A 22862-nucleotide genomic window follows, 5' to 3' on the forward strand; every position below is an offset into this window, starting at 1 on the left:
TTCGACGAGTTGTCCGTCTTGCATCCGTCGAATCCCGGCGGGGCGAGTGTCTGGGGCATTTCCCAGTCGCATCGTGCTCACACCCGCACGGATAAGCAATAAATAGCGCGCTGCTCTCGTCGGGAGATATTGTCGAGGGCCGGAGGCGGCCTCAGTAGATCACACGTTGAACCGGAACAGCATCACGTCGCCGTCCTTCACGACGTATTCCTTGCCTTCCACCCGCATCTTGCCGGCTTCCTTGGCACCCTGCTCGCCGTTCAGCGTCACGTAGTCGTCGAAGGCGATGGTCTCGGCCGCGATGAAGCCGCGTTCGAAGTCGCCATGGATCACGCCGGCGGCCTGCGGGGCCTTCATGCCCTTCAGGATGGTCCAGGCGCGGGCCTCCTTCGGCCCCACCGTGAAGTAGGTGATCAGGCCGAGCAGCGCGTAGCCGGCGCGGATGATGCGGTCCAAGCCGGAATCCTCCAGCCCGAGCGAGGCGAGAAACTCCGCCCGGTCGCCCTCGGGCATCTGGCTGATCTCGGCCTCGATGGCCGCCGAGACCACCACCGCCTGCGCGCCCTCGGCCTTCGCCTTGGCGAAGACGCGTTCGGACTGCGCGTTGCCGGTGGCGGCGCTGGCCTCGTCCACGTTGGCGACATAGAGAACGGGCTTGGTCGTCATCAGCTGCAGGCGCGCGGCGGCGGCTTCCTCGCCCTTCGGCACCGCGGTGCGCGCGGGCCGGCCTGCCTCGAGCGCGGCCTTGATCGGTTCGATCAGCGCCATCTGCGCGATCGCTTCCTTGTCCCCGCCGCGCGCGCGCTTCACCAGGCCCTGGGCGCGCTTCTCGAGGCTGTCGAGGTCGGCGAGCATCAGCTCCGTCTCGACCGTCTCCGCATCGCGGATCGGATCGATGTTGCCCTCGACATGGGTGATGTCGCCGTCCTCGAAGCAGCGCAGGACGTGGACGATGGCGTCCACCTCCCGGATGTTCGCGAGGAACTGGTTGCCGAGGCCCTCGCCCTTGGAGGCGCCGCGCACCAGCCCGGCGATGTCCACGAATTCCAGGCTCGTCGGGACGATCTTCTGGCTCTTGCCGATGCGCGCGAGGTCGTCGAGCCGGCGGTCCGGCACGGCCACGCGGCCGACATTCGGCTCGATGGTGCAGAAGGGGTAGTTCGCCGCCTGGGCGGCCGCCGTCTGCGTGAGCGCGTTGAAGAGAGTCGACTTGCCGACGTTCGGCAGGCCGACGATGCCGCAATTGAAGCCCATCTCAGTCCCCTTGGCCGCCGACCGGCGGCGCCGCCTTGTGCCAGGCCGCGCCGAACTCCTCGGCGAATGTCTCTGCGATCGTCGCGGCGGCGATGCGCGCCGCGCCGTCATCCGTCACGGGCGACAGCGCCGCCGCCCGCAGATGTCCCACGATCTCGCCCACCGACAGCGAGCCGCGCGGCAGCCGCCCGACCGTCTCATGTGCCGCGCGCACGGGGTCGCCGATGAAGCGCAGCAGGTGCCGTGCCGTGAGCAGCAGCGCGCCCGCAAGTGCCGCGGCCTCGCGGGTGCCTTCGCGCATCACGCGCCGGTCCTCGGCCTCGGGCGAGAAGCCGTCGATGACGAAAAGGTCGAGCGTCTCGCGCAGCCCCGCCGCGGCGTTGGCCAGGCTCTCGGCCTCGCGCGTCAGGGCGGAGGCGAGGACGGCGGTGCCGTTGACGAAATCCTGCGGGCCGGGGCCGCCGAAGACGCCGTCCATCGGGTGATCCTCGTCTTCCATCACGCCTCCTGGGTCAGCAGCGCGACGCGCGTCATGAAGTCCTCGGGGCGGCCTTCGACGAGCATCGGCGCGCAGTCCGCCACCGCATCGAGCAGCCGCGCGAGCCAGGCCTGGTCCTGCTTGGCGAAATTGCCGAGCACATGGCCCGTCACCGCATCCTTGTGGCCAGGATGGCCGATGCCGAGGCGCACGCGCCAGAACTCGGCATTGGCGAAGGCGCGGCGCATGTCGCGCAGCCCGTTGTGGCCGGCGACGCCGCCGCCCTTCTTCACGCGCACCTTGCCGGGCGCCAGGTCGAGCTCGTCATGGAAGGCGGTGACGGCATCGACCGGCAGTTTCAGGAAGGATGCCGCCTGCTGCACGGAATCGCCGCTCGCGTTCATGTAGGTCATGGGCTTCAGCGCCCAGACCTTGCGGCCGGCGATCACGCCCTCGCTCACCTCGCCCTTGAAGCGCTTTCGCCAGGGGGAGAAGCGGTGGCGTCGGGCGATCTCGTCCACCGCCATGAAACCGATGTTGTGGCGCTGGCGCGCGTGTTCGCCGCCCGGATTGCCGAGGCCGACCCAGAGCAGCGGGGTGTCGTCGCGCGCGGACATGATGACCGGGGGGAGAAGAGAACTTCTCCCCCCGAACCCCCCTCAACCTTCTTTGGACCCCAAGGAACAAAGAAGGGAGGGGGTGCGGGGGAGGTTCACCCTCCCCCGCCCTTCACTTCTTCTTCGCGGCCTTCGCCGGGGCGGCGGCAGCGGCGGCGGGCGCCTTCTGCTTGGTCGCCTCGACCGGGCCGGGGGCGGCCGACGGAGCGCTCTCATCGACCACCGTCGGGGCGGCGATGGAGGCGATCATGAAGTCGCGGCCGACGATGACCGGCTTCGCGCCGAACTGGTCCTTCACGGCGGACCAGCGCAGGCCGTCGCCGATGCCGGCCTCGGCCAGGTCGACCTCGAAGGCCTCCGGCACGTTCTCCGGGTCGGCCATCACCTCGACCTCGCGGCGGACGACGTTCAGCACGCCGCCTGCCTTGATGCCCGGGCAGGTCTCTTCGTTGAGGAAGTGCACGGCGACCTTCACGCGGATGCGCGAGCCCGGCGCCAGGCGCTGGAAGTCCACATGAATGGGGCGGTCGGTGACCGGGTGGAACTGCACGTCGCGCATCAGGCAGCGCTCGGTGCTGCCGCCCTTCACGGCGACTTCGTACAGGTGCGACTGCCAGCCGCCCTTGTGCAGTTCCTTCATCACGTCGCGCGGGTCGAGCGCCGCGAGGGTCGCTTCCTTCTTCGCGCCGTAGATGACAGCGGGGACGAGCCCCTGACGCCGGGTTGCGCGGGCTGCCCCCTTACCTGCCTGCTCGCGCGCTTCGGCCTCGATCCGGATGGTCTGGACCATGGTCGTGCTCCTTGCATTGGTTTGGTCGTCGCTGCGGGCCGCGGTGGGCATGCCGCAACGACAAGCGCCGGCCTCCAGGGGTGCCGGCGCAGGGGGCTTCTAGGGGAAGGGGGGCGGGGGCGCAAGCGCGGAACGGCTTGACGCGGCGCGGGGCCGCGGCCGAGCGTTGCCGCCATGGAAGGTTTCCTGCTGCTCCTCGTCCTGGCGTTCCTGGGCGGGTGGATCCTCGGCGTCGCCGGCTTTGCCCGGGCAGGGGCCGCACGGCGGGAGGCCGAGGCGCTGCGGCGGGAGGTGGTCGCCCTGCGCGGCGAGATCGCCAGCATGGGCGGCGCGCTGATGGCCGCGGGATTCCGCCCACCAGGGGTCGCGGTCGCGCCCACGCCCGAGATGGCCCCCGCCGCCCCGCCGGAACCGGTCGCCAAGGCCGCGCCGGAGCCACCGCCAGCCCCCGAGCAGCCGGAGGTCGCCCCGGAGCCGGCCGCCCCGCTGCCGCCCTGGGCGCGGCCGTCCGGCCCGCGGCCGCAGCGGAACATCGAGGAACTGCTCACCCAGCGTTGGGGCGTCTGGCTCGGGGCCGGCGCCCTGCTGCTGGCCGGCGTCTTCCTGATCCGCTTCGCGGTGGAGGAAGGCTGGCTCGGCCCGGGGGCGCGCTGCGTGCTGGCGGCGCTGCTGGGCGTGGCGCTGATCCTTGCCGGGGAATGGCTCGCGCGGCGTCCGGCGCCTGGCGGGTCGGCGCTGCCGGATTACGGGCCGCCGGCGCTCGCCGCGGGGGGCGTCGCGGCGCTGTTCGGGGCGGCCTATGCCGCGACGGCGATGTACGCCTTCCTGCCGCCGCCGATCGGCTTCGCCGCCATGGCCGGGGCGGGCGGGCTCGGCATGCTGCTCTCGCTGCGGCGGGGGCCGCTGGTCGCGGTGGTGGGCCTGGTGGGCGCCTTCGTCACGCCGATGCTCGTCGCGACCGAGGAGCCGTCCATCCCCGGCCTGTTCGCCTATCTGCTGGTGGTGACCGTCGCGGCGATGATGGTGGTGCGGCTGACCGCCTGGGGATGGCTCGGCTGGTGCGCGACGGTCGCCGGGGCCTTCTGGGCGCTGGGCGGCACCTTCGCCGCGACCGGGCTCGACCTCTGGGCGCCGACGCTGTTCGTCGTGCTGGGGGCGGCGGCCTTCCTGTTCCTGTTGCCGCGGGAGGCGCTGGGCACGCCGCTCGGCAGCCGGCTCGCGCATGTGCCGCCGGTGGTGCTCGGCCTCGCGCTGATGCCGGTCGCGATCGGGCAGTCCGGCCTGGCGCCGGCGATCGGCGTGTTGCTGCTCGCACCCGTCGCCATCGCGGCGGGGCTTCGCGACGTGTCGCTGTCGCGGCTGCCCTGGCTGGTCGCGGGGCTGGGGCTGCTGCTGCTGCTGGTGTGGAACGTGCCGGCGTGGTCGCCGACGACGGAACTCGTCACGGTCGAGGGCGCGGTGCAGGGGCTGATCCCCGGTGCCTGGGTGCCGGAGGCGCTGTGGCGCTTCATCGGTGCCGCGCTGGCCTTCGCGCTGCTGCACCTGCTGGCCGGGCTGGCGCTGGAAAAGCGGCACGGCCTGGCCTGGGCGGGTCTCGCGGCGGCGGTGCCGGTGCTGACGCTGCTCGTCGCCTATGCGCGCATCGCGGGGATCGCGGCCGATCCGATCTGGGGGCTGATCGCCTGCGGCGTCGCGGCGGTGCATGTCGGCGCGGCGGCACGCGGCATTGCGGCCGGGGACAGCCGGCGGGCGGGCGCACACGCCACGGGGGCCACGGCCGCGCTCGCGCTCGGCTGCGCCTTCGTGCTGCGGGACCAGTGGCTCACGCTCGCGGTCGCGCTGTTCCTGCCGCCGCTTGCGATGATCGCCCGGCGCACGGGGTTCGAGGCGCTGCGCCGCGTCGCAGTGGTGGTGGCGGTGACGGTGCTGGTGCGCCTGGCCGCCAACCGCTTCGTGCTCGGCTATGAGTGGGGTGACTGGCCGGTGGTGAACGGCCTGCTGCTCGCCTATGGCGTGCCGGCGGTCTGCTTCGCCTGGGCCTCGCGGGTCTTCCTGCGGATGCGCGACGGCATCGTGGTGCGGCTGCTCGAATGCGGCGCGGCGTTGTTCGCGGTGCTGCTCGTGCTGCTCGAGATCCGCCACGGCCTGACCAACGGCAAGATCGGCGCCAGCAGCTGGGGCTTCGCCGAGGCCGGCTGGCAGGCAACTGCGCTCTTCGCCTCCGCCTGGGTCGCGCTGCTGCTACACCGGCGCGGCGGGCGCATCGCCATGCTGTGGGTGGCGCGCACCGCCGGCGTGGTCGGCCTGCTGCTCGGCGGCCTGCTGATCTTCTACAACCCCTGGACGGTGAACGAGGCGGTGCCCGGCCTGCCGGTGCTCAACGCGCTCCTGCCGGCCTATGCGCTGCCGGCGCTGCTCTGCGCACTTGCGCTGGCGCGCGCGCCCGAGGCGCATGAGACCAAGGGCGCGGGGCAGGTCGTGGCGCTCTACACGCTCGCGGCCGCCTTCGCCTGGGTGACGCTCGAGGTGCGGCGCGCCTTCCATCCCGACGACATCGGCTGGGGTCGCATCGGGGAGGCGGAGATGTACGCCTATTCCGGCGCCTGGCTGCTGCTCGGCGCGCTGCTGCTCGCGACCGGCATCCGCACGGCGCGGAAGGAGGTGCGGCTCGCGGCCCTCGCGGTGATCGCGCTGACCACGCTCAAGGTGTTCCTGGTGGACATGGACGCGCTGGTCGGTCTGTGGCGCGTCCTGTCCTTCCTGGGCCTCGGCCTGGCGCTGATCGCGCTGGGCGCGATCTACCGCCGCTTCGTGATGGTGAAGCCGCCGGCGCCTATGCCGGAAGCGGCGGCAGCGCCACCGGGCTGACATCCCAGGCGCCGCCGCCGGCGGGCGGGGTGCAGAGGATCGGCAGCGCGTTCGGCGTGCGGACATTGGGCTCGTGGCCGAGGGCGAGGCGCAGGGCGCGGAACAGCGCGCCATGCGCGACCACCAGCACCGGGCCGGGCAGGGCGGTGGCGCGGTTGATCGCGGCGACGCCGCGCGCGACCAGGCCGGCGAAGGTCTCCCCGCCCGCCGGCGTGTAGCGGCCCTCGATCCAGTCGTCGTACCAGTCGCCCATCGGCAGGCCTTCCTGCTCGCCGAAGGCGACTTCCTGCAGGTCATCGTCGGTCGCGATCGGCAGGCCGACGGTCTGGGCGACGATCTCGGCGGTGCGGAAGGCGCGGTCGAGCGGCGAGGCGACGATGGTCGCGATGCCGCGCCCGCGCATCGCCTCGGCCGCGCGCGCGGCCTGCATCAGCCCGATGGCGTTGAGCGGGATGTCGGTGCGCCCCTGGCTGAGGCCCTGCGCGTTCCAGTCGGTCTCCCCGTGGCGGAGGAACCAGAAGGGGATGGGGTTCAGCGCGGGGGTCATCCGATCTCCTGTTCGCGGGCGAGCGCCGCGGCGATGGCGGGCACCGCGGCGACCTTGGCGCCGAGGGCCTTGAGGTTGGCATAGCCGTCCGTGGCGACGCCGAGGAAGCCGCCGAAGCCGAGCAGCGCGGCGAGGAAGATGTCCGCGGCGGAGACCTTCTCCGTGCCGAGGATGGTGCCGTGCGGCCGGCCGGCGAGCTGCGCGTCGGCGAAGGCCAGCGCGTCCTGCGCGCGGGTCACGGCGGTCGCCTTCAGCGCGGCGGCCGCGGCCTCGTCCCCGCCGGTCAGGCGCTTCGCCTGGAAGGCCAGGGAGAAGGTGTTGGCCATGCGGAAATGGCACCAGCAGAGCCATTCCATGCCCTTGGCACGCCCGATCGCGTCGCGCGGCAGCAGGCCGGAGTCCGGCGCGGCTTCCGCGAGCCAGAGCGCCATGGCCGGGATCTCGGTGATCGTCACGCCCGCGTCGGGGATCTGGATCGCCGCGACCTCGCCCTTGGGGTTGATGGCGAGGAAGTCGGGCGTCTTGTGGTCGCCCTTGCGCAGGCTGATGAAGCGGATGTCGAGGTCGAGGCCGCTCGCCGCGACCATCTGGTGGACGATGGTCCCGCTGGTGCGGGTCGAGGTCCAGAGGATCGGCTTCGTCATGATGCGTCTCCGGCGAGGGCGATGCAGGCGAAGGCGACCTTCGCCTCGGTCGGCACGCCGAAGCGCGCGGTGTGGCGCGCGGGCAGCCCGTTCGGGAAGTGCTTCACGTATTCCGCGTTGCAGGCGTCGTAGTCGGCGGGGTCGGTGATCAGCATCGTCACCTGCACCGCGCGGTCGAGGCTGCTGCCGGCCTCGCGCAGGATGCTCTCGACCATGGCGAGCGCGTTGCGCGTCTGTTCGGCCGCCGTGGCGCCGCGGTGGATGCCGCGGGCCGGATCGTGCGGGGCGGAATGCCCCGACACGAAAACCAGGCCGCCGGCCCGGGTGGCGCGGCTGAAGGGCCGCTTCTCCCCCGGTCCGGGCGGGAGGAAGATGTCGAAGGGTGCCGGGCTCACGCCAGGCCTTCGGCCGCCAGCGTGCGCTGCACCGCCGGCCGCGCCTTCATGCGCGCGTAATGCGCCGCGACATTCGCCGGCAGGTCCTTCTGCAGCCGTGCGTTCCACCAGAAGGAGACGTAGAAGAGCGCGGAATCGGCGAAGGAATAGGTGCCGGCCAGCCACTCCTTGCCCTCGAGCGCCTTGTCCATCAGCGCGAGGCCACGGGAGAAGATCTCGGCGCCGCGGGCCTTCACCGCCTCGGCATCGCCTTCCGACGGGGCGAAGTTCGACGGGCGGAACATGCGGGAGAAGCCCTGCATGTGCATCGTCGCCACGCAGTAGTCGGTGCATTCCAGCGCGCGCGCCTGGGCGTCCATGCCGATCGGCATCAGCCCCGCTGTCGGGAAGCGGGAGGCGATCCAGAAGGCGATGGCGGGGTATTCCGTCAGCACGCTGCCGTCGTCGCGCTCGAGCGTGGGGACCTTCGACTTCGGGTTCACGCCGGTGAATTCGGGCTTGAACTGCGCGCCCTCGCGCAGGTTCACGAGCACCGCCTCGTAAGGCGCGCCGGTTTCCTCGAGCAGGACATGGATGCCGACCGAGCAGGCGCCGGGGGAGTAGTACAGCTTCATGGACGATCGTCCTTCCGTTCCGCCGCCGTTCAGGCGGGCCACCCGGACAATCCTCCGGGGGCGAGGGCTTGGCAAGGCGGGCCGGCGCCCGCGTTCCCGAGCACGCCTTCAGCCCCGCCGCGCGAGCCAGACGGTATGCCCGCCGCACTCCGGGTCCTCCGCGGCATGGCCCAGCACCGCGAAGCCGCTGGCGGCCAGCAGCGCCCGGTATTCCGCCGGATCGAGGCTGGCATGGAACAGCGGTTCCCCGCCGAGGGTTCCCATCGCGATGCCGTGCGCGGGGCCCGAGGTGAACATCAGCACCGCACCCGGCGCGGCATCGGCGGCGAAGACGGGAAACATCGCGCGCTGGTCGTCGTGGCGCAGGTGGAAGACGCTGTCCCAGGCGAGGATGCCGTCGAAGCGGCGGCCGAGCGCGAGCCCGCGCATGTCGGCCAGGATCCAGTCCTGGTCCGGCAGGGCGGCGCGCGCCATGGCGATCATCTCGGGCGAGGAATCGACGCCGGTGACGGCATGGCCAAGTCCGGCGAGACGCGCCGCGACCGGCCGTCCCGGCCCGCAGCCGAGGCCGAGCACCGTGCCGGCGGCCGGCAGCAGCGCGGCGAAGCGCGCCAGCCATCCGGCCTCGACGCCGGGTGCCGTGCCGCGCGCCGCGGCCCAGGCCCCGGCGTGGCGGCGATAGAGGCCGGCGATCCTGCCGGCCTCGTCCTCGTTCAATTGAACAGCGAGGAGACCGAGGATTCCTCGCTGATGCGCTTCATCGCCTCGGCGAGCAGCGGGGCGATGGTGAGCTGGCGGATGTTGCGCGACACGCGCACCGCCTCGGTCGCCTGGATCGAGTCGGTGACCGTCATCATCTCGATCGGCGCCGCGCCGATGCGCGCGACCGCGCCACCCGAGAAGACGCCGTGGGTGACGTAGACGCCGGCCGACTTGGCGCCGTTCTTCAGCAGCGCCTCGGCCGCGTTGCACAGCGTGCCGCCGGAATCGACGATGTCGTCGACCAGCAGGCAGTGGCGACCCTCGACCTCGCCGATCACGTTCATCACTTCCGACACGCCGGCGCGCGGGCGCCGCTTGTCGATGATGGCGAGATCCACGCCGAGCCGCGCCGCGATGGCGCGCGCGCGCACCACGCCGCCGACGTCGGGGGAGACGATCATCAGCTCCCGCCCCTCGTAGCGTTCCTGGATGTCGCGGGAGAACAGCGGCGCGGCGAACAGGTTGTCCACCGGGATGTCGAAGAAGCCCTGGATCTGCGCGGCGTGCAGGTCCATCGTCAGGACGCGGTCGGCACCGGCCTCGGTGATCAGGTTCGCCACCAGCTTGGCGCTGATCGGGGTGCGGCTGCCCGACTTACGATCCTGCCGCGCATAGCCGAAATACGGGATCACCGCCGTGATGCGCCGCGCGCTGGCGCGCCGCAGCGCGTCGAGCGTGATCAGCAGCTCCATCAGGTTGTCGTTGGCGGGGTAGGAGGTGGACTGCACCACGAAGACGTCCTCGCCGCGGACGTTCTCGTGGATTTCCACGAACACCTCCATGTCCGCGAAGCGGCGGACGGAGGCGTTGGTCAGCGGGAGGCCGCAGGCGGCGGCGACAGCCTCGGCCAGGGGGCGATTGCTGTTGCAGGCGACGATCTTCATGGCCGGGGAGCTCCGGGCGCCGTGGCGCGGGCTGTGTCGGGAGGGCGGCGGGTTCGTAGCAACGTGACGAAGATGTGTAAATCAGCGCGCCATACCGTCGCCGCAGGGCTGCATCACGTTCAGCCCGCCCTAAGGATCCGAAGAATGCGCCTCGCCGCCGCCCTGACCCTCGCGTTCGCCCTGCTCGCCGGCGCCGCCGCCGCCCAGACCACCCGGGAATTCGACGCCCAGGGGCGGATGACCGGGCGCAGCGACGGCAACAGCGGCGACGTCCGCCATTACGATGCCAGCGGGCGGCTCACGGGCCGCTCCCAGACCTCGGGCAACACGACGCGGCACTACGACTCGGCCGGGCGGGCGGTGGGGCGCAGCGAGACCCAGGGCGAGGTGACCCGCCATTACGACGCCTCCGGCCGCTTGACGGGCTCGACCGACTGGCACGGCAACACCGCCAGGCTACGCGACGCGCAGGGCCGCTCGACCGGGCGGATCGAGCGCAGCGGCGACACCTGGCGGCGCTACGACGCCCAGGGCCGCCTGGTGGCGCGAGGCACCGGTCCCGCGCCCAACCGGTAGGCGTGACGGGCCGCTATTTGCCGGCCTTCGCCATCAGCCCCTTCACCTCGTCCATCGCCTCGGTGAAGCGCTTGTTGAGCAGGGAGATCGCCTCGCTGTTCGACCGCTGGATGAGGTCCGCGATCTCCTGCAGGTTGGCCACCGCCTTCTCGTAGGTCGACTTGGCGAGCTCGGCCTGCTTCGCCGCCTTGTCCTGCGGCGCCTCGGCCGAGGCGAGGGACTTCATCGCCTCGGTCATCTCGGCGACCGAGGACTGCAGGATTTCCATGTGGCGCCGCGCGACGGCCTGCGCGCCCTCGAGCGCGACGCGGTTCGCGGCCGACAGGGCCTCGATGTTCTTGCGCTGGGCGGTCGCGACCGCCTCCATGTCCGGCATGGCCGGCACGTTGGGCATCTTGAAGTCGGCGAACATCTTGAAGACGTCCATGTCGGGCTTGAAACCGAACGGATCGGCCATCGTGATCTCCCCTTGTTGATGCCGAAGCCTAGAGCAGAACAGCGCGGCGGCGATACAGGAAGTCGCGGCGGCGATCGTTCGCCGCGCGGCACGTCACGCCTCGCCGGGCGTCGCCTCCGTGCCGGATGCGGATCCATCGCGCGGCGTGACGCCGAAGGTCCGCGCGATCTGCTCGGCGCGGTCGAGCGCGCGGTCGAGCGCGGCCATGGTGTGGCCCAGATCCTCGCTCTCGTCCTCCGTCCAGGCGCGCACGGTGGCGAGCCAGACGCCGACCAGGCCGAGCGCCATGGCCCGGCGCGCGCAGCCCTCCCCGCTGATCTCCGCGGCATCGAGCATCCAGCGCATCGACATCGCGATGCGTGGCGCGAGGGCCGCGGCGAGCCCCGGGTCGCGCCGCAGATGCGCGAGGAAGCGCAGGATGCCCGCCCGGTGCGGCTGCATGGCGTCGAACCGGCGCATCAGCACGTCGAACAGCCGGTCCCGCGCCGCGCCGCCCTGGCCCGGCACGGTCCCGTCGAGCACCGCCCGGTCGACCACCTGCCCGTGCAGGACCAGGGCATCGAGCCGGGTGGGGAAGCGTTCGCGTAGCGTCGCCAGGGGGACGCCGGCCTCGGCGGCGAGCCGCCCCATGGTCAGGCCCTGCCAGCCATGCGCGGCGACCACGCGCCACAGCGCGCCGATCAGGGCCTCGTCGTTCGTCTCGCTCATGGGGCGAGGATATGGGAGGCGGGGCTCAGCCCGCCAGTTCCCGCGCGCGATCGGTGGCGGCCGCGATGGCCTTCGACATCAGCGCCGGCCAGGCATCGGGTTCCATCAGGACGTTCAGTGCCCTCTCGGTGGTCCCCTTGGGGCTGGTCACGGCCTTGCGGAGGTCGGCGGCATCCTGGGGGCTGGCGGCGAGCAGCGCGCCCGAGCCCGCCACCGTCGCCCGCGCCATCCGGCGCGCGAGGTCGGCCGGCAGGCCCTGTTCGATGGCGGCCTTCTCCAGCACCTCGGCGAGCAGGAAGACATAGGCCGGGCCGCCGCCCGACACGGCAGTGACGGGGTTGATCTGGTCCTCCTCGGCGACCCAGGCGACCTCGCCCACCGCCTGGAGCAGGGCGTCGGCGAGCGCCTTCTGGGCGTCCGTCACGCCGGGGGCGGCATAGGCGGCGGTGAAGCCCTGGCGGACGGCGGCCGGGGTGTTCGGCATGGCGCGGACCACGGCCGCGCCCTCCCCGAGGGCCGCGCGCATCGAGGCGACCGACCGGCCGGCCATGATCGAGACAAAGAGCGCGCCTTCCGCCGCGAAGCGGGCGAAGGCGGGCACCGTCGCCGGGGCCTCCTGCGGCTTGATCGCGAGGATCACGGCCGCGGGCCGGAAGCCAGCCGGGATGGAGGCGGCGTCCGGGACGATGGTGGCCCGGCCGGCGAAGGCGGCGGCCGAGGCCGCGAAGGGTTCCACCACGACGGCGCGGGCCAGGCCGCGTTCCAGCCAGCCGGACAGCATCGCGCCGCCCATCTTGCCGCAGCCGATCAGGAGGAGGTCGGGGAGGGTCTCGGTCATGCGCGGCACCGTGCCGCCTCGCGCCCCGGCCGGCAAGCATGCTGCGCCGATGCCGATGGGGCTACCTCGGACTCGCAACAGTTGGCCGGTTGTGCAGTAATCCTCGCGGTTTGTCGCGAAAATCGGACAAACTGGCTCGCCAAGCCGTGAGGGCATGGCCTGGCGACATGCCCAGAGGTAGGGAGCGGATGGACGGCGCCCTGGAAGCCATCGAGGCCGTGCGCTCGACGCGCGAGGCGGCGGCGCGCACGCGGCGCTGGCGCTTCGCGGAGTGGATGGGGCGCATCAGCACGCGCGCCGGCATCGTCAGCATCCTGTTCCTGCTCACCGTCGGCCTGCTGGCCGGCAACGCGGCCACCAACCTCGCCCGGCAATCCGCGATCGTCGAGGAACTGGGCGTGCGCGTGCGTCTCGCGGACGAGGCGGTCAGCACCTTCGCCGCCAGCGTCAATGCCTACGGCACCGCCTTCAACACCATGGCCGCCACGGCCGGCCAGCCCAACGCGGCGCCGCCGCGCATCGTCATGCAGGGCACCCAGCTCACCGCAGCCTTCCGCGAGGTCGAGACCCTGTTCGGCGGCGAGATCGACAGCGTCGTGCTGGGCGGGGCGCGCGACATGAGCCGGAGGATCGGCGGCCTGTCCGAGCGCGCCCAGCAGGCCTTCTCCGCCCGGCGCCGCGCCGACCTCACGCCGCTGCAGGACGAATGGCTCGACATCCAGGTGGCCTTCAACCGCTTCGCCGATGCGGCGCGCGACGCCTCCCGCGCGCGGGCCGAGGCGAGCGTCGCGAGCGCGCGCCGGATCGCCGGCGACGCCCGCATCGTCACCATGCTCGGCACCGGCCTTGGCGTCTTCGCGGCGCTGCTGACGTGGTATGTCCTCGTCACCACCATCACCCGGCCGGTCGGCGCGCTGGCGCGGACCATGACCCAGGTCGCGCGCGGCGATGTCGCGACCGAGGTGCCTCTGACGGATCGCGAGGATCAACTCGGCCAGATGGCGCGCGCCGTCGTGATCTTCCGCGACAACCTCAACGTCACGCGCAGCCTCGCCGACCGCGCACTCGACGGCGCGCGGCAGACGGCGAGCTCGACCACCCAGGCCTCCCAGGCCATCGGGAGCATCTCGGACGGTGCCTCGAAGCAGCTGAGCGAGCTGCGCGCCTTCGCCGCCTCGCTGGCCGACAGCGCCGAGCAGATCCGCCTGGTCGGCCAGAACACCCAGGATGCCAGTGCGCGCGCGAGCGACGCGAAGACGCTGCTCACCGACAGCGTGCACCGCATCCGCGACCTGGTGCAGATCGTCGAGGGCGTGGGCGACGACGCCGAGCGGGTGAACCGCATCGCCGCCTCGATCGCGCAGATGGCGACGCAGACCAACATCCTCGCGATCAACGCCGCCATCGAGGCCGCGCGCGCCGGCGAGCACGGCCGCGGCCTCGCGGTGGTGGCCGAGGAGGTGCGCCAGCTCGCCGCGAACACCGAGGGGCTGGCGACCGAGATCGCCGACCTCGTCCGCGGCGCCGGCCAGCGCACGCGCGAGGGCGGGGCGGCGGCGAAGAATGTCGGCGTCTCGGTCGACCGGCTCGAGGGGCTGGTGGCCGAGAGCGCGCGGCTGGCGAGCGACATCGCGACCGCCATGGACCAGCAGCAGGCGACCGTCCGGCAATTGGGAGAGCGCGTGAACACCTTGACCCTGATCGGCCAGTCCAGCGCGACGGCGGCCGAGCAATTGACCGGCACCATGGTCGAACTGTCCCGCCAGGCCGCCGATACGCGCGTGGCGGTCGAATCCGTCGCCGGCGGCGCGAAGCTGGGGCGCAATCTGTGACCGCACCGGTCGTGCCGCCCGTCGCGGCCTCCATCCTCGTGGTCGACGACAGCGCCTTCAACCGGCTGCTGCTCACGCGCCGCCTCGCCGAGCTCGGCTACCACGACGTCGCGCTGGCCGAGGACGGGCAGCAGGGGCTCGAGGCGATCGCCGCGCGCGCCTTCGATGCCGTGCTGCTCGACATCGAGATGCCGGGCCTCGACGGCATCGGCGTGCTCGACCGGCTGCGCGCGCTGGGCACCGAGGCACCGCCGGTGATCGTCATCTCCGCGTTGACCGAGATGACGGCGATCGTCCGCTGCATCGAGCTTGGCGCCGAGGATTTCCTGCCCAAGAACTTCGACCCGACGCTGCTGCGCGCGCGGCTGTCGACGGTGCTCGAGAAGAAGCGGCTGCGGGACCTCGCCGCACAGCGCCTCGCGGCGCTGGAGGCGGAGCTCGAGAGCGCGCGCTCGGCGCAGGTCTCGCTCGTGCCGCACGATTTCGCGGCGATCATCGCGGGCGACCGGATCGACGTCTATGCGGCGATGATCCCGGCGCGGCAGGTCGGCGGCGACCTGTACGACGCGGTGCGGCTGAACGAGCGGACGGTGCTGTTCGCGGTCGGCGACGTCTCGGGCAAGGGGGCGCCGGCGGCGCTGACCATGGCGCGCAGCATGGGCCTCGTGCGCGCATCGGCGCGGCTCTGCGCGGAGCGGCATTGCCCGCCCGATCCGGGTGAGCTGCTGACCATCGCCAATGACGACCTCGCCCGCGACAACGAGGACATGACCTTCGTGACGGTCGCCCTCGGCGTCATCGACCTCGAGACCGGGGAGGGCGCGATCGCCATCGCCGCGCATGACGCGCCCTTCCTGCTGCGCGACGACGCCCCGCCGCGCGATTTCGGTCCCTTCGGGCGCCAGCCGCCGCTCGGCGCGCGCGAAGGCACCGTCTATCGCAGCGAGCCCTTCCGCCTGGCGCCTGGGGAGGCGCTGCTGGTCTTCTCCGACGGGGTGACGGAAGCCGAGAACGCGGCGGGAGAGGCGCTGGAGCGGGAGGGGCTGCAGCGCGCGCTGGCAGGCCTCGGGGCCGATCCGCGCAAGGTGGTGGATGGCGTGCTCGCCGCGGCGGCCACCTTCGCGGACGGCACGCCGCAATCGGACGACATCACGGCGCTGGCGATCCGGATGCGCTGACGCGCAAGCCGCCTGAGGCGACGGCGTCGCCGCTGCGCCGGAGGGCGCTTCATCCTCCGCGCCGCCCGCGCGATGAAGCGGCCCCTTCGACGGATCGCTCGCAGGACTGCGGCGTCAGCCCTGCGGTTCGATGTCGCCTGGCTTCCAGCTCTGGTCGAACCAGGGCTGCAGCGGGCCGTAGAGCCGCAGGATCATGAACCACGACTTGCCCGGGATGGTCTGCACCCAGTTGCTCTCGCGTCCCGCCGGCGCGGTCGGGCCGAACCAGATGTCGACCGAGCCGTCGGCGTTCTTCTGCACGGCCGGATTCTGGCTGGTGACCGAGGGGAAGCGGTTGTCGGTCTGCAGCATCGACCGGGTCTGGGTGTCGTAGACGATGGTGGACCAGAAGGTGCGCACCGGCACCGGGCCCGGCAGGTGCAGGCGGTAGGTCTTGCCGCCGTCGAAGGCGTTGCCGTTCGAATCCTCGGCCGTCCAGGGATAGGTCGAGCCCTCGCCCACGATCTTCGTGTCCATCGCCGGCGTCACGCCGGTGGCGAGGAAGAAGAAGAAGGCGCGCGCATCGAGGTTGCCGACGCCGGGCTGATGCTGGAACAGGTAGCCGCCCTGGAAGGCGTAGCGCCAGCGCCGGTCGCTGAAGATGCGCGCTTCCGGATCGCGCGCCCGGTAGGCCAGCGCGCGGGCCGTCGCATCGCCGGCGACCGCGGCCTCCGTCAGGATGCGGCGCATCCGCGCGTCGGGCTGGAAGGGCTTGCCCTTCTGGATGCCGATGGAGGCGAAGAAGCCGAGCGTGACGGGGTCCGACGCGCTGCTCGGTTCCACCTGCACCACGTCGTTCAGCATTTCCCAGAAGCGGAAGTCGGACGGGCCGACCATGTTGAAGGGTCGCTCGGACATGTCGACGAAGGTCAGGCGCGGCGGGTTGGACGCGCGGGACAGCGGATAGATCTTCGTGCGGCGCTTCACCGACTCGATGGCGGGGCGGAAGTCGCCGTTCACGGGGAAGCTGCGCCACGCGAACCAGTTCTGGAAGGTCTTCGGGCGGACCACTGTGTAGCCCTCCGGCACCGCCCCGCGATGGCCCGGCGGCAGCAGCAGGTACTTGCCGCCGCGGCCGCGATCCGCGCCGGTGATGCCGACATCGGCCACCCAGGAATAGAACATGTCGTTGATCAGGCCGAGCACGCCCGGCGGCACCTCGACCACCAGCGGGCCGTTGCGGAGGTCCACCCAGAACCAGGTGTAGGGCGTGTTGTCGTTGGCGGTCAGTTCGACCGTGCGGCTGTCCACCCGCCCTTCCCAAATCGGCACCGTGGCGTTGACCGGGCCGACGCTGAGGACGGCGTTTCGGTTCGCCGCCTGGTTCACCGCGGGCAGGGCGAGCAGGTAGGCCTGCAGGGCGCGCTGCCGGTCGAGGTTGTCGTAGATCAGCCGCGTACTGTCGGCATCCGGCACGCCGTCGAAGAAGTTCAGCCGGCCGAAGCCCGTCTCGACCGTGGCGGGCATGACGACGCCGGAGGGCATCGGCGTGGTGTAACGGAAGACCGGGGGCGTCGGGGTGCCGGTGAGCGGCTGGGCCTCCGCCGGGGCTGGGCCGAAGGCGCCGCGCAAGGCCGATGCTGCTGCCGCGAGCACGGCGAGTTCACGTCGTGTGGTCATGAAGGTCGAACCTCTCCGGATGCTTGGGCAGCGTTCACCTTATCGGGAAAAGACCATGGCAGGCCCGGAGGACCGCCGTTCCGCATCGATCTCATCGCCGTACCGGTCGAACCGTCATCGCCGCTCGGGGCAAGCGTATCGCGATTCGACCTGCGGCATGGGTTGAATCGCTAGCCGGATTCGGAACACCCTCCGCTTCTGCGGGCGCCACGCACCGAGGAGATCCGCCGCTTGGAGTGCATCGCCCCCGCCACCTGGTCGGCAGAGCTGGACCGGATCGAGCCCCTGGCCGAGGCGCAGCGCGATTTCCAGGCGGACATGGTCCAGCTCTCGCCGGGTCGGTTCCGCTACGGGCTGCGGCTGGTCGATCTCGGGCCGCTGCGGGTCCAGTCGAACGACCTCGATGGCAGCTATCTCGGGCGGGCGCGGGTGCCGCCTGGCACCTGGGCACTGTTCTTTCCGACCGGCGGGCCGGAGGAGGCGAGCCGCCTCAACGGCATGGTGCCGGGCAGGGCCGACGCCGTCCTGTACGGGCCGCACGCCGAGCTCCATGCCAGGGTTTCGGACGGGCAGCGCTGGACGATGGCCGTGTTCGACGACGGCCGCTTTCGCGAGATCTTCGATCGCATTCCCGCGGCCTGCGAACGGCGCGCGGTCCATCTGCCCGGGTTGCTCGCCCGGGCGCCCGGGCTGCTTCGCCTCGAGGAGGTCCACGGCGCCGTCGCGGGGGGCGCGGCCGGCGCCGCGGTGTCGGAGGGCGTGGTCGACGGCCTGTGCGCGGCACTCGACGGCGCGTTCACCGCCGGCGCGTCATCGGCCCGGCGGGTGCGCGCCGAGGGGCGCGCCGTCCGTGTCGCCTCGGCCGCGGTGGCGTATCTCGAAGCCGCACGGGGCCGGGCTGTCTTCAGCCATGAGATCGGCGCTGCGATCGGCGTGAGCCCCCGCTTCGTCAATCAGTGTTTCGACGCGGTCTTCGGGATGAGCGTGCACCGTTACCTCCGGCTGAGGCGCCTCGCCGAGGCGCGCCGGCGGCTGATGGCCGGGGGGGATGGCTTGCTGGTGAAGCAGGTCGCGCTCGACCTCGGCCTGTGGCACTTCGGCCGCTTCGCCAGCGCCTACCAGGCACAGTTCGGCGAGACGCCCTCCCAGACGCTGGCCGCCGGTGGGCGCCGGCCGCATCGGTAGCGGCCGCCGGCCGCGATGCGGGAGCGGATGACGCAGCACGCCCTCGCGCCGGCGGTGCATGTCGATCCGGTCGCATGAAGGCCCAGCCTTCGTGCTCCTGCACTCAGGCGGGCACCAGCCCGTCGGGTTCCAGAACCACCACCGGTTCCCCGGTGCCGAGCACGCCGACGCCGCCCACGCCGGGCAGGGCGGCGAGCGTCGGGTGCAGCGGCCGCAGCAGCAGGTCGACGCGCCGGCTGACCCGGCCGACCGACAGGCCGATCCGCCGTCCGCCTGCCCCGCGCAGCAGCAGGATGCCGCCCGGTTCGCCCGGCACCGGCAGGCCGAGCGCGGCTTCCAGCGAGACGACCGGCGGCAGTTCCCCCGCGCTGCCGAGGGTGCCGGTGTGCAGCACCGCCTCGACGCGCGCGACGGGCAGGGCGTAGGGGTGGCCGCCGGCCTCGACCAGCAGCACCGGCGCCATGGCGGCCGAGAGCGGCAGGTCGAGCACGAATTCCGTTCCCGCGCCCGGGCGGCTCGACACCGTCACCGATCCGCCGGCGCGGTGGACCGCGTCCTCAACCACGTCGAGGCCGACGCCGCGGCCCGAGGTCGCGCTGACGCGGTCCTTCGTCGAGAAGCCGGGACGGAACAGCAGGCGGTGCACGCCGGTCTCGTCGAGGCGCGCGGCCTCGGCGCCGCCCACCACGCCACGGGCGACGGCGGCGCGGCGCACCGCCTCGGTGTCGATGCCCGCGCCGTCGTCGGCGACGGTGACGCGCACGCGGTCCGCGCCATGGCGTTCGGCGGCGATGCGCAGGCGCGCGCGCGGCACCTTGCCGGCGGCGCTGCGCTGCGCGGGCGGTTCGACGCCGTGGTCCACGGCGTTGCGCACGAGGTGCTGCAGCGGGTCGGCGAGGATCTCGATCAGGCCGCGGTCGATGCTGACCTCGCCGCCGGCGAGCTCGACCTCGATCTCCTTGCCGGCGGCCTCGGCCACCGCGCGGGCGATGCGCGGCATGCGGCCGAACAGGGCGGCGAGCGGCGTGACGCGCAGCTCCATCATCGCTTCGTTCAGCCGGCGCAGCGCGATGGTCAGGCGGTCGGCGGTGCCCTGCACCTCCTGCATGGTGGCGCTGACGCGGTCGGCGAGCGCGGCGGCCTCGGCGGCGCGTCCGGGCGGCAGGTCGCGCGTCAGGCTGGCGATGCGGGTGGCGAGGCCGCGGACCTCGCTGCGGCCGGCGACATCGGCGAGGGAGAGGCCGGCGGCGCGCACCTCGGCCTCGAGGGCGATGATGCCGTCCACGGTTTCCTGCCGCAGGCGCAGCGTGCCGCCGGCGGCGGGCGTGGCGGGCTCGCCGGCGGGCGCGGCGCCAAGCGGCGTCAGCGCGGCGACCAGCGTGCCCGAGGGATCGATGGCGGCACGGCTCGCCTCGAAGGCGCGGGCATCGGCGGGGCCGGCGAGGAGCAGTTCCAGCACCGGCGGGTCGCTGCCGGGCAGCAGGCGGCTGGCCAGCGCCTCGGCGCCCTGGGCGGTGAGCCATTCGATCAGCGCGGCCTCGCGCTCGACCGTCGCGAGGTGGCCGAGGCGGGCGCGGTAGAGGCCCCGCCCGGACGCGACCGCTGCGGCGGCGCGCTCGGCGCCCTCGGGGCCCAGTGTCGCGGCGAAGTCCGGCGGGATGCCGGGGGCGGCGACCGGTGCGGTGGGTTCCTCGGCCTGGGTGCGCAGGGCGGCGAGGCCGCCGGTCGCGACCGCGCGCAACCGGCCGGCGATCAGCGCGCGGCGGGCGGTGACGGCCGCGGCGGCGTCGGGTTCGGCGAGGCGGTCCCAGAGATCCTCGACCGTGAGCAGCAGGTCCTCGAGCGGCGCCTCGCCGATCGCCGCGGCGATGCGCGCGGCCTCCCGCGCCGCCGCGACGCAGGCGGCGGGGTCGGGGCCGTCCACCAACTCGGCGAGGGTTCCGACGCGTGCCGGGAGCCCGGCCTGGCCCGCGGTCTCGGCCAATGCCTGCTGAAGCGCCGCCGCGCCGGCATCCTGGCCGGTCAGCGCCGAGAGCGCCGCGAGCCCGCGGCACAGATCCCCGAAGGCGGGCAATGCGGCGGGACCGGCGCGGCCCGGCAGCGCGCCGAGCGTCGCCGCGACGCGCCCCGCCCCCGCGGCGCGGGCGAGCGCGGCGAGCTCGGTGGCGAGCGTCGTCGCCTCGTGCGACCCGCCCGCCGCGAGCGGGGCGAGTTTCATCGCGACCTTGGCCGAGACCTCGGCCAGCACGGCGAAATGCCGCGCGGCCTGCGTCGCGGCCGGGGGCGCCGCGGCGGGTTGTGGCGCCGGTGCGGGTGGCGGCGCGGCGGCGGGCGGCGGGGCGGCCACCGCCGTGCCGTCCGCGACGGCGCCGAGCCGCGCGAGCAGCGCCGCCGGGGCCGGGATGTCGCAGTTCTCCCCCACCAGCCCGGCGCGCTGGCGGCGCATGGTGTCGACGGCGGCGACCAGCGCGTCCGCCGCCTCCCCGGCGATCGCCGCACGGCCCTGGCGCGCCAGGCCGAGGATGTCCTCGCAGCGATGCGCCACCGCCATCATGCCCGCGCCGCCCAGCGCGCCGCTCATGCCCTTCAATGAGTGGAAGGCGCGGAAGAGGGAATCGATCGCTGCGCGATCGGCGACGCCGGCGGCGAGCAGCGTCTCGATGGTGTCGAGGTGTTCCTCGCTCTCGGCGGCGAAGTGGTCGCGCAGGTCGTCGTCGATCACGGCGCGGCATCCTGCGGAAGTCCGGCGGCGCGGCGCGCGGCCGAGATCAGCGCCGCGCCCCGCCGTTCCGCCATGTCGGCCGACAGCGCGCCGGATGGCTTGCCGGTGACGCCCGCGGCGCCGAGCCGCCGGACCTCCCGCGCCAGCGCCGATCCCGGCGGCGTGGCGGAGGAGACGACGAGCACCGCGCCGCGTCCTTCCAGCGCCCAGTGGCGCAGCATCGTCACGCCATCCATGCCGGGCATCTCGATGTCGAGCAGCACGAGGTCCGGCGCCGCCTCGGCGCAGCGGGCGATCGCCTCGGCGCCGTCGGCGGCCTCGGCCACAACCTCGAAGGCGGGGTCGGCGGCGAGGATCTGGCGCAGCAGGCGGCGCATGGTGGGGGAATCGTCGACCACCAGCGTGCGCACCCGCGCGGCGGGCGGGGGCGCGGGCGGTGCGAGGGCGGCGTCGAGCGCCCCACCCATCGCCGCTGCCGCCGCGTGCAGCGCATCGGCGTCCCCGGCCGCGACCGCTTCCGCCGCCGTGTCGAGCGGAGGCAGCAGCGCGGAGATCCCCACCGCCTCGACCATGGCGCGCAGGTTGGCGATGACCCGTCCCGCCGCCGGCAGGTCCGTGGCGGCGGCGAGGCGCGCCGCGCCGGCGCGGTATTCCTCGGCGAAGGCGGCGACCAGGTCGGGATCGGGCGCGGTCATGCGGGCAGGGCCGACGCTCGGCAGATGCGGATGCCCATGCCGTCGAGCGGTGCGAGGCCCGAGACGAGCGCGTCGTCGGCGACCGCTTCGATCAGCGCCGCGGGCAGGGCGCGCAGGCCGAGCACGCGCTCGACCGGCACCACGACCGGGCGTGCGAGCGCGAGGCGCAGCAGCGGCGCCTGGGCGAGGGCCGCTGCGGCGAGCGGCGCGGCGAGGCGCGGGTCGAGGTCGTGCACCGGCAGCACCTCCCCCCGATGGGAGACGACGCCGCGCAGGGAGGGCACGGGCGCGGGCGCCGGGGCCGGGCGCAGCGGGGCGAGGACGGTCGCGATCTCGGCCGCCGCTACGGCGAAGCGGGTGCCGCCGGCCTCGCACAGCAGCAGGCGCGCGACCTCGCGGCCCGCTTCGGGGGCGGCGGCGGGCAGCGCGTGCGGCGCGGCGTCGAGCAGCGCGCGGCCGTCCGGGGTCTCGCGCAGCCGTTCCTCCAGCACGGGGCCTTCCATGCCAGGCGCGGCGCGGCCGATCGGCATGGCGAGCAGGCGGCCGTCGATGCGCAGCAGCGCCACCAGCCCCGAGGCCATCCCCGTGCCGAGCCTGCCCCCTGTGCACCAGGCGGGATCGAGGACGAGGACGCGCCTTCCGGCGACCTCATGGATGCCGAAGGCGCCTGGCAGGCCCGGGGGTGCGGCCGGGTCCATGCCGGGCCGCAGCGAGCCCATCCCTTCCAGCGCCGCGAGCGGCACCGAGACCGACCCGGTTCCGTGGGTCAGCAGGTAGTGGTCACGGCTGCGCGGCGCGGCGAGCGGCACGGCCGCGGGCAAGGGCGGGATCGCGAGCGGCACCGGCGCCGGCATGGGCAGGGGCGCGACATCCGGCAGGTCGAGCGGCACGGCATCGGGCGTCGGTTCGGCCACCGCGTCGCCGCCGCAGATCACGGCGCCGCCGTCCCGTTCCACCACCACCCAGGCGGAGGGGAAGGGGGTCAGCGCCCAGACCATCGCGCCGCGCCGCTCGACCATGGCGAGGCCCAGCAATCCCGGCGGCGCACCGGGCAGCGGCCGCGGCGCCGGCGGTGCCTCGAGCCGGCGGGAGCGGGCCGGCAGCAGGTAGCAGCGCATCCCGGCGCGCAACGCCAAGGCCTCGGCTTCCGCGGTCATGC

22 protein-coding genes are annotated in these 22862 nt (G+C 73.4%); 5 read left to right on the top strand and 17 right to left on the bottom strand.

The window, feature by feature from the left end; translation table 11 throughout:
* Positions 1–159: 159 nt before the first annotated feature.
* The 4 genes from ychF to GWK15_RS21565 form a co-directional block, all read right to left on the bottom strand.
* Entirely contained in the window at positions 160–1254 is a 1095-nt protein-coding gene (gene ychF, locus GWK15_RS21550) for a redox-regulated ATPase YchF (RefSeq protein ID WP_168043464.1), read from the bottom strand.
* Position 1255: 1 nt separating this feature from the next.
* Positions 1256–1753: a hypothetical protein gene (locus GWK15_RS21555; RefSeq protein ID WP_168043465.1), complete on the bottom strand. Its 498-nt coding sequence runs from the start codon at positions 1751–1753 to the stop codon at positions 1256–1258.
* Positions 1753–2349 (bottom strand): aminoacyl-tRNA hydrolase, encoded by a 597-nt coding sequence (pth, locus tag GWK15_RS21560; RefSeq protein WP_168043466.1) that lies wholly within the window; start codon positions 2347–2349, stop codon positions 1753–1755. The genes GWK15_RS21555 and pth overlap by 1 nt, the downstream gene beginning before the upstream one ends.
* A 112-nt stretch (positions 2350–2461) precedes the next feature.
* On the bottom strand, positions 2462–3139 hold the full coding sequence (locus tag GWK15_RS21565; protein WP_168043467.1) for a 50S ribosomal protein L25/general stress protein Ctc: 678 nt from the start codon (positions 3137–3139) through the stop codon (positions 2462–2464).
* Between the two features lie 174 nt (positions 3140–3313).
* On the opposite strand from GWK15_RS21565, the gene GWK15_RS21570 reads away from it, so the two are divergent.
* Positions 3314–6007: a DUF2339 domain-containing protein gene (locus tag GWK15_RS21570; RefSeq protein ID WP_168043468.1), complete on the top strand. Its 2694-nt coding sequence runs from the start codon at positions 3314–3316 to the stop codon at positions 6005–6007.
* Here the strand turns inward: GWK15_RS21570 and GWK15_RS21575 are convergent.
* The 6 genes from GWK15_RS21575 to GWK15_RS21600 all read right to left on the bottom strand — a co-directional run bounded on the left by GWK15_RS21575 (position 5973) and on the right by GWK15_RS21600 (position 9853).
* Positions 5973–6554: a histidine phosphatase family protein gene (locus GWK15_RS21575; protein WP_168043469.1), complete on the bottom strand. Its 582-nt coding sequence runs from the start codon at positions 6552–6554 to the stop codon at positions 5973–5975. The genes GWK15_RS21570 and GWK15_RS21575 overlap by 35 nt on opposite strands.
* Positions 6551–7198, bottom strand: coding sequence for a glutathione S-transferase family protein (locus GWK15_RS21580; protein WP_168043470.1), 648 nt, complete (start codon positions 7196–7198; stop codon positions 6551–6553). The genes GWK15_RS21575 and GWK15_RS21580 overlap by 4 nt, the downstream gene beginning before the upstream one ends.
* A complete protein-coding gene (locus GWK15_RS21585) occupies positions 7195–7593 on the bottom strand; it encodes a Rid family hydrolase (RefSeq protein ID WP_168043471.1) in 399 nt (132 codons plus the stop codon). Before GWK15_RS21585 ends, GWK15_RS21580 begins: the two co-directional genes overlap by 4 nt.
* Complete coding sequence (locus GWK15_RS21590) at positions 7590–8207, bottom strand: glutathione S-transferase family protein (protein ID WP_168043472.1); 618 nt, start codon at positions 8205–8207, stop codon at positions 7590–7592. Before GWK15_RS21590 ends, GWK15_RS21585 begins: the two co-directional genes overlap by 4 nt.
* A gap of 108 nt (positions 8208–8315) precedes the next feature.
* Positions 8316–8924 (bottom strand): class I SAM-dependent methyltransferase, encoded by a 609-nt coding sequence (locus tag GWK15_RS21595; RefSeq protein ID WP_168043473.1) that lies wholly within the window; start codon positions 8922–8924, stop codon positions 8316–8318.
* Positions 8921–9853: a ribose-phosphate pyrophosphokinase gene (locus GWK15_RS21600; protein WP_168043474.1), complete on the bottom strand. Its 933-nt coding sequence runs from the start codon at positions 9851–9853 to the stop codon at positions 8921–8923. The genes GWK15_RS21595 and GWK15_RS21600 overlap by 4 nt, the downstream gene beginning before the upstream one ends.
* A gap of 144 nt (positions 9854–9997) precedes the next feature.
* Between GWK15_RS21600 and GWK15_RS21605 the strand changes: the two genes are divergently transcribed.
* Positions 9998–10429 carry a type IV secretion protein Rhs gene (locus GWK15_RS21605; RefSeq protein ID WP_168043475.1) on the top strand — a complete coding sequence of 144 codons (432 nt, stop codon included), beginning with the start codon at positions 9998–10000 and terminating at the stop codon, positions 10427–10429.
* A 13-nt stretch (positions 10430–10442) separates the two neighbouring features.
* On the opposite strand, the gene GWK15_RS21610 is transcribed toward GWK15_RS21605, so the two are convergent.
* From GWK15_RS21610 to proC, 3 genes are all read right to left on the bottom strand, one after another.
* Positions 10443–10886: a phasin family protein gene (locus GWK15_RS21610; protein WP_168043476.1), complete on the bottom strand. Its 444-nt coding sequence runs from the start codon at positions 10884–10886 to the stop codon at positions 10443–10445.
* A 93-nt stretch (positions 10887–10979) separates the two neighbouring features.
* Positions 10980–11594 carry a TetR/AcrR family transcriptional regulator gene (locus tag GWK15_RS21615; RefSeq protein ID WP_209442347.1) on the bottom strand — a complete coding sequence of 205 codons (615 nt, stop codon included), beginning with the start codon at positions 11592–11594 and terminating at the stop codon, positions 10980–10982.
* A 25-nt stretch (positions 11595–11619) separates the two neighbouring features.
* Positions 11620–12432, bottom strand: a complete 813-nt coding sequence (proC, locus tag GWK15_RS21620) for a pyrroline-5-carboxylate reductase (protein ID WP_168043477.1) — start codon at positions 12430–12432, stop codon at positions 11620–11622.
* Positions 12433–12620: 188 nt separating this feature from the next.
* On the opposite strand from proC, the gene GWK15_RS21625 reads away from it, so the two are divergent.
* Entirely contained in the window at positions 12621–14264 is a 1644-nt protein-coding gene (locus GWK15_RS21625) for a methyl-accepting chemotaxis protein (RefSeq protein ID WP_168043478.1), read from the top strand.
* Entirely contained in the window at positions 14261–15442 is a 1182-nt protein-coding gene (locus tag GWK15_RS26620; RefSeq protein WP_338147310.1) for a PP2C family protein-serine/threonine phosphatase, read from the top strand. Before GWK15_RS21625 ends, GWK15_RS26620 begins: the two co-directional genes overlap by 4 nt.
* Positions 15443–15556: 114 nt before the next feature.
* Here GWK15_RS26620 and GWK15_RS21635 read toward each other — a convergent pair whose 3' ends face one another.
* The gene (locus GWK15_RS21635) at positions 15557–17101 is read right to left on the bottom strand and encodes a DUF1254 domain-containing protein (RefSeq protein ID WP_168043479.1); all 1545 of its coding nucleotides are present in this window, start codon (positions 17099–17101) and stop codon (positions 15557–15559) included.
* A 231-nt stretch (positions 17102–17332) separates the two neighbouring features.
* Between GWK15_RS21635 and GWK15_RS25700 the strand changes: the two genes are divergently transcribed.
* A complete protein-coding gene (locus GWK15_RS25700; RefSeq protein ID WP_209442348.1) occupies positions 17333–18286 on the top strand; it encodes a helix-turn-helix domain-containing protein in 954 nt (317 codons plus the stop codon).
* Positions 18287–18389: 103 nt separating this feature from the next.
* On the opposite strand, the gene GWK15_RS26410 is transcribed toward GWK15_RS25700, so the two are convergent.
* The 3 genes from GWK15_RS26410 to GWK15_RS21655 are packed head-to-tail and all read right to left on the bottom strand — an operon-like array spanning position 18390 to position 22860.
* The gene (locus GWK15_RS26410) at positions 18390–21008 is read right to left on the bottom strand and encodes an ATP-binding protein (RefSeq protein ID WP_168043480.1); all 2619 of its coding nucleotides are present in this window, start codon (positions 21006–21008) and stop codon (positions 18390–18392) included.
* Positions 21005–21703, bottom strand: a complete 699-nt coding sequence (locus GWK15_RS21650; RefSeq protein WP_168043481.1) for a response regulator — start codon at positions 21701–21703, stop codon at positions 21005–21007. The genes GWK15_RS26410 and GWK15_RS21650 overlap by 4 nt, the downstream gene beginning before the upstream one ends.
* Positions 21700–22860, bottom strand: a complete 1161-nt coding sequence (locus GWK15_RS21655) for a chemotaxis protein CheW (RefSeq protein ID WP_168043482.1) — start codon at positions 22858–22860, stop codon at positions 21700–21702. The genes GWK15_RS21650 and GWK15_RS21655 overlap by 4 nt, the downstream gene beginning before the upstream one ends.
* Between the last annotated feature and the right edge of the window lie 2 nt (positions 22861–22862).

Origin of the sequence: Neoroseomonas oryzicola (genome assembly GCF_012163135.1) — a bacterium.
Lineage (GTDB): Bacteria > Pseudomonadota > Alphaproteobacteria > Acetobacterales > Acetobacteraceae > Neoroseomonas > Neoroseomonas oryzicola.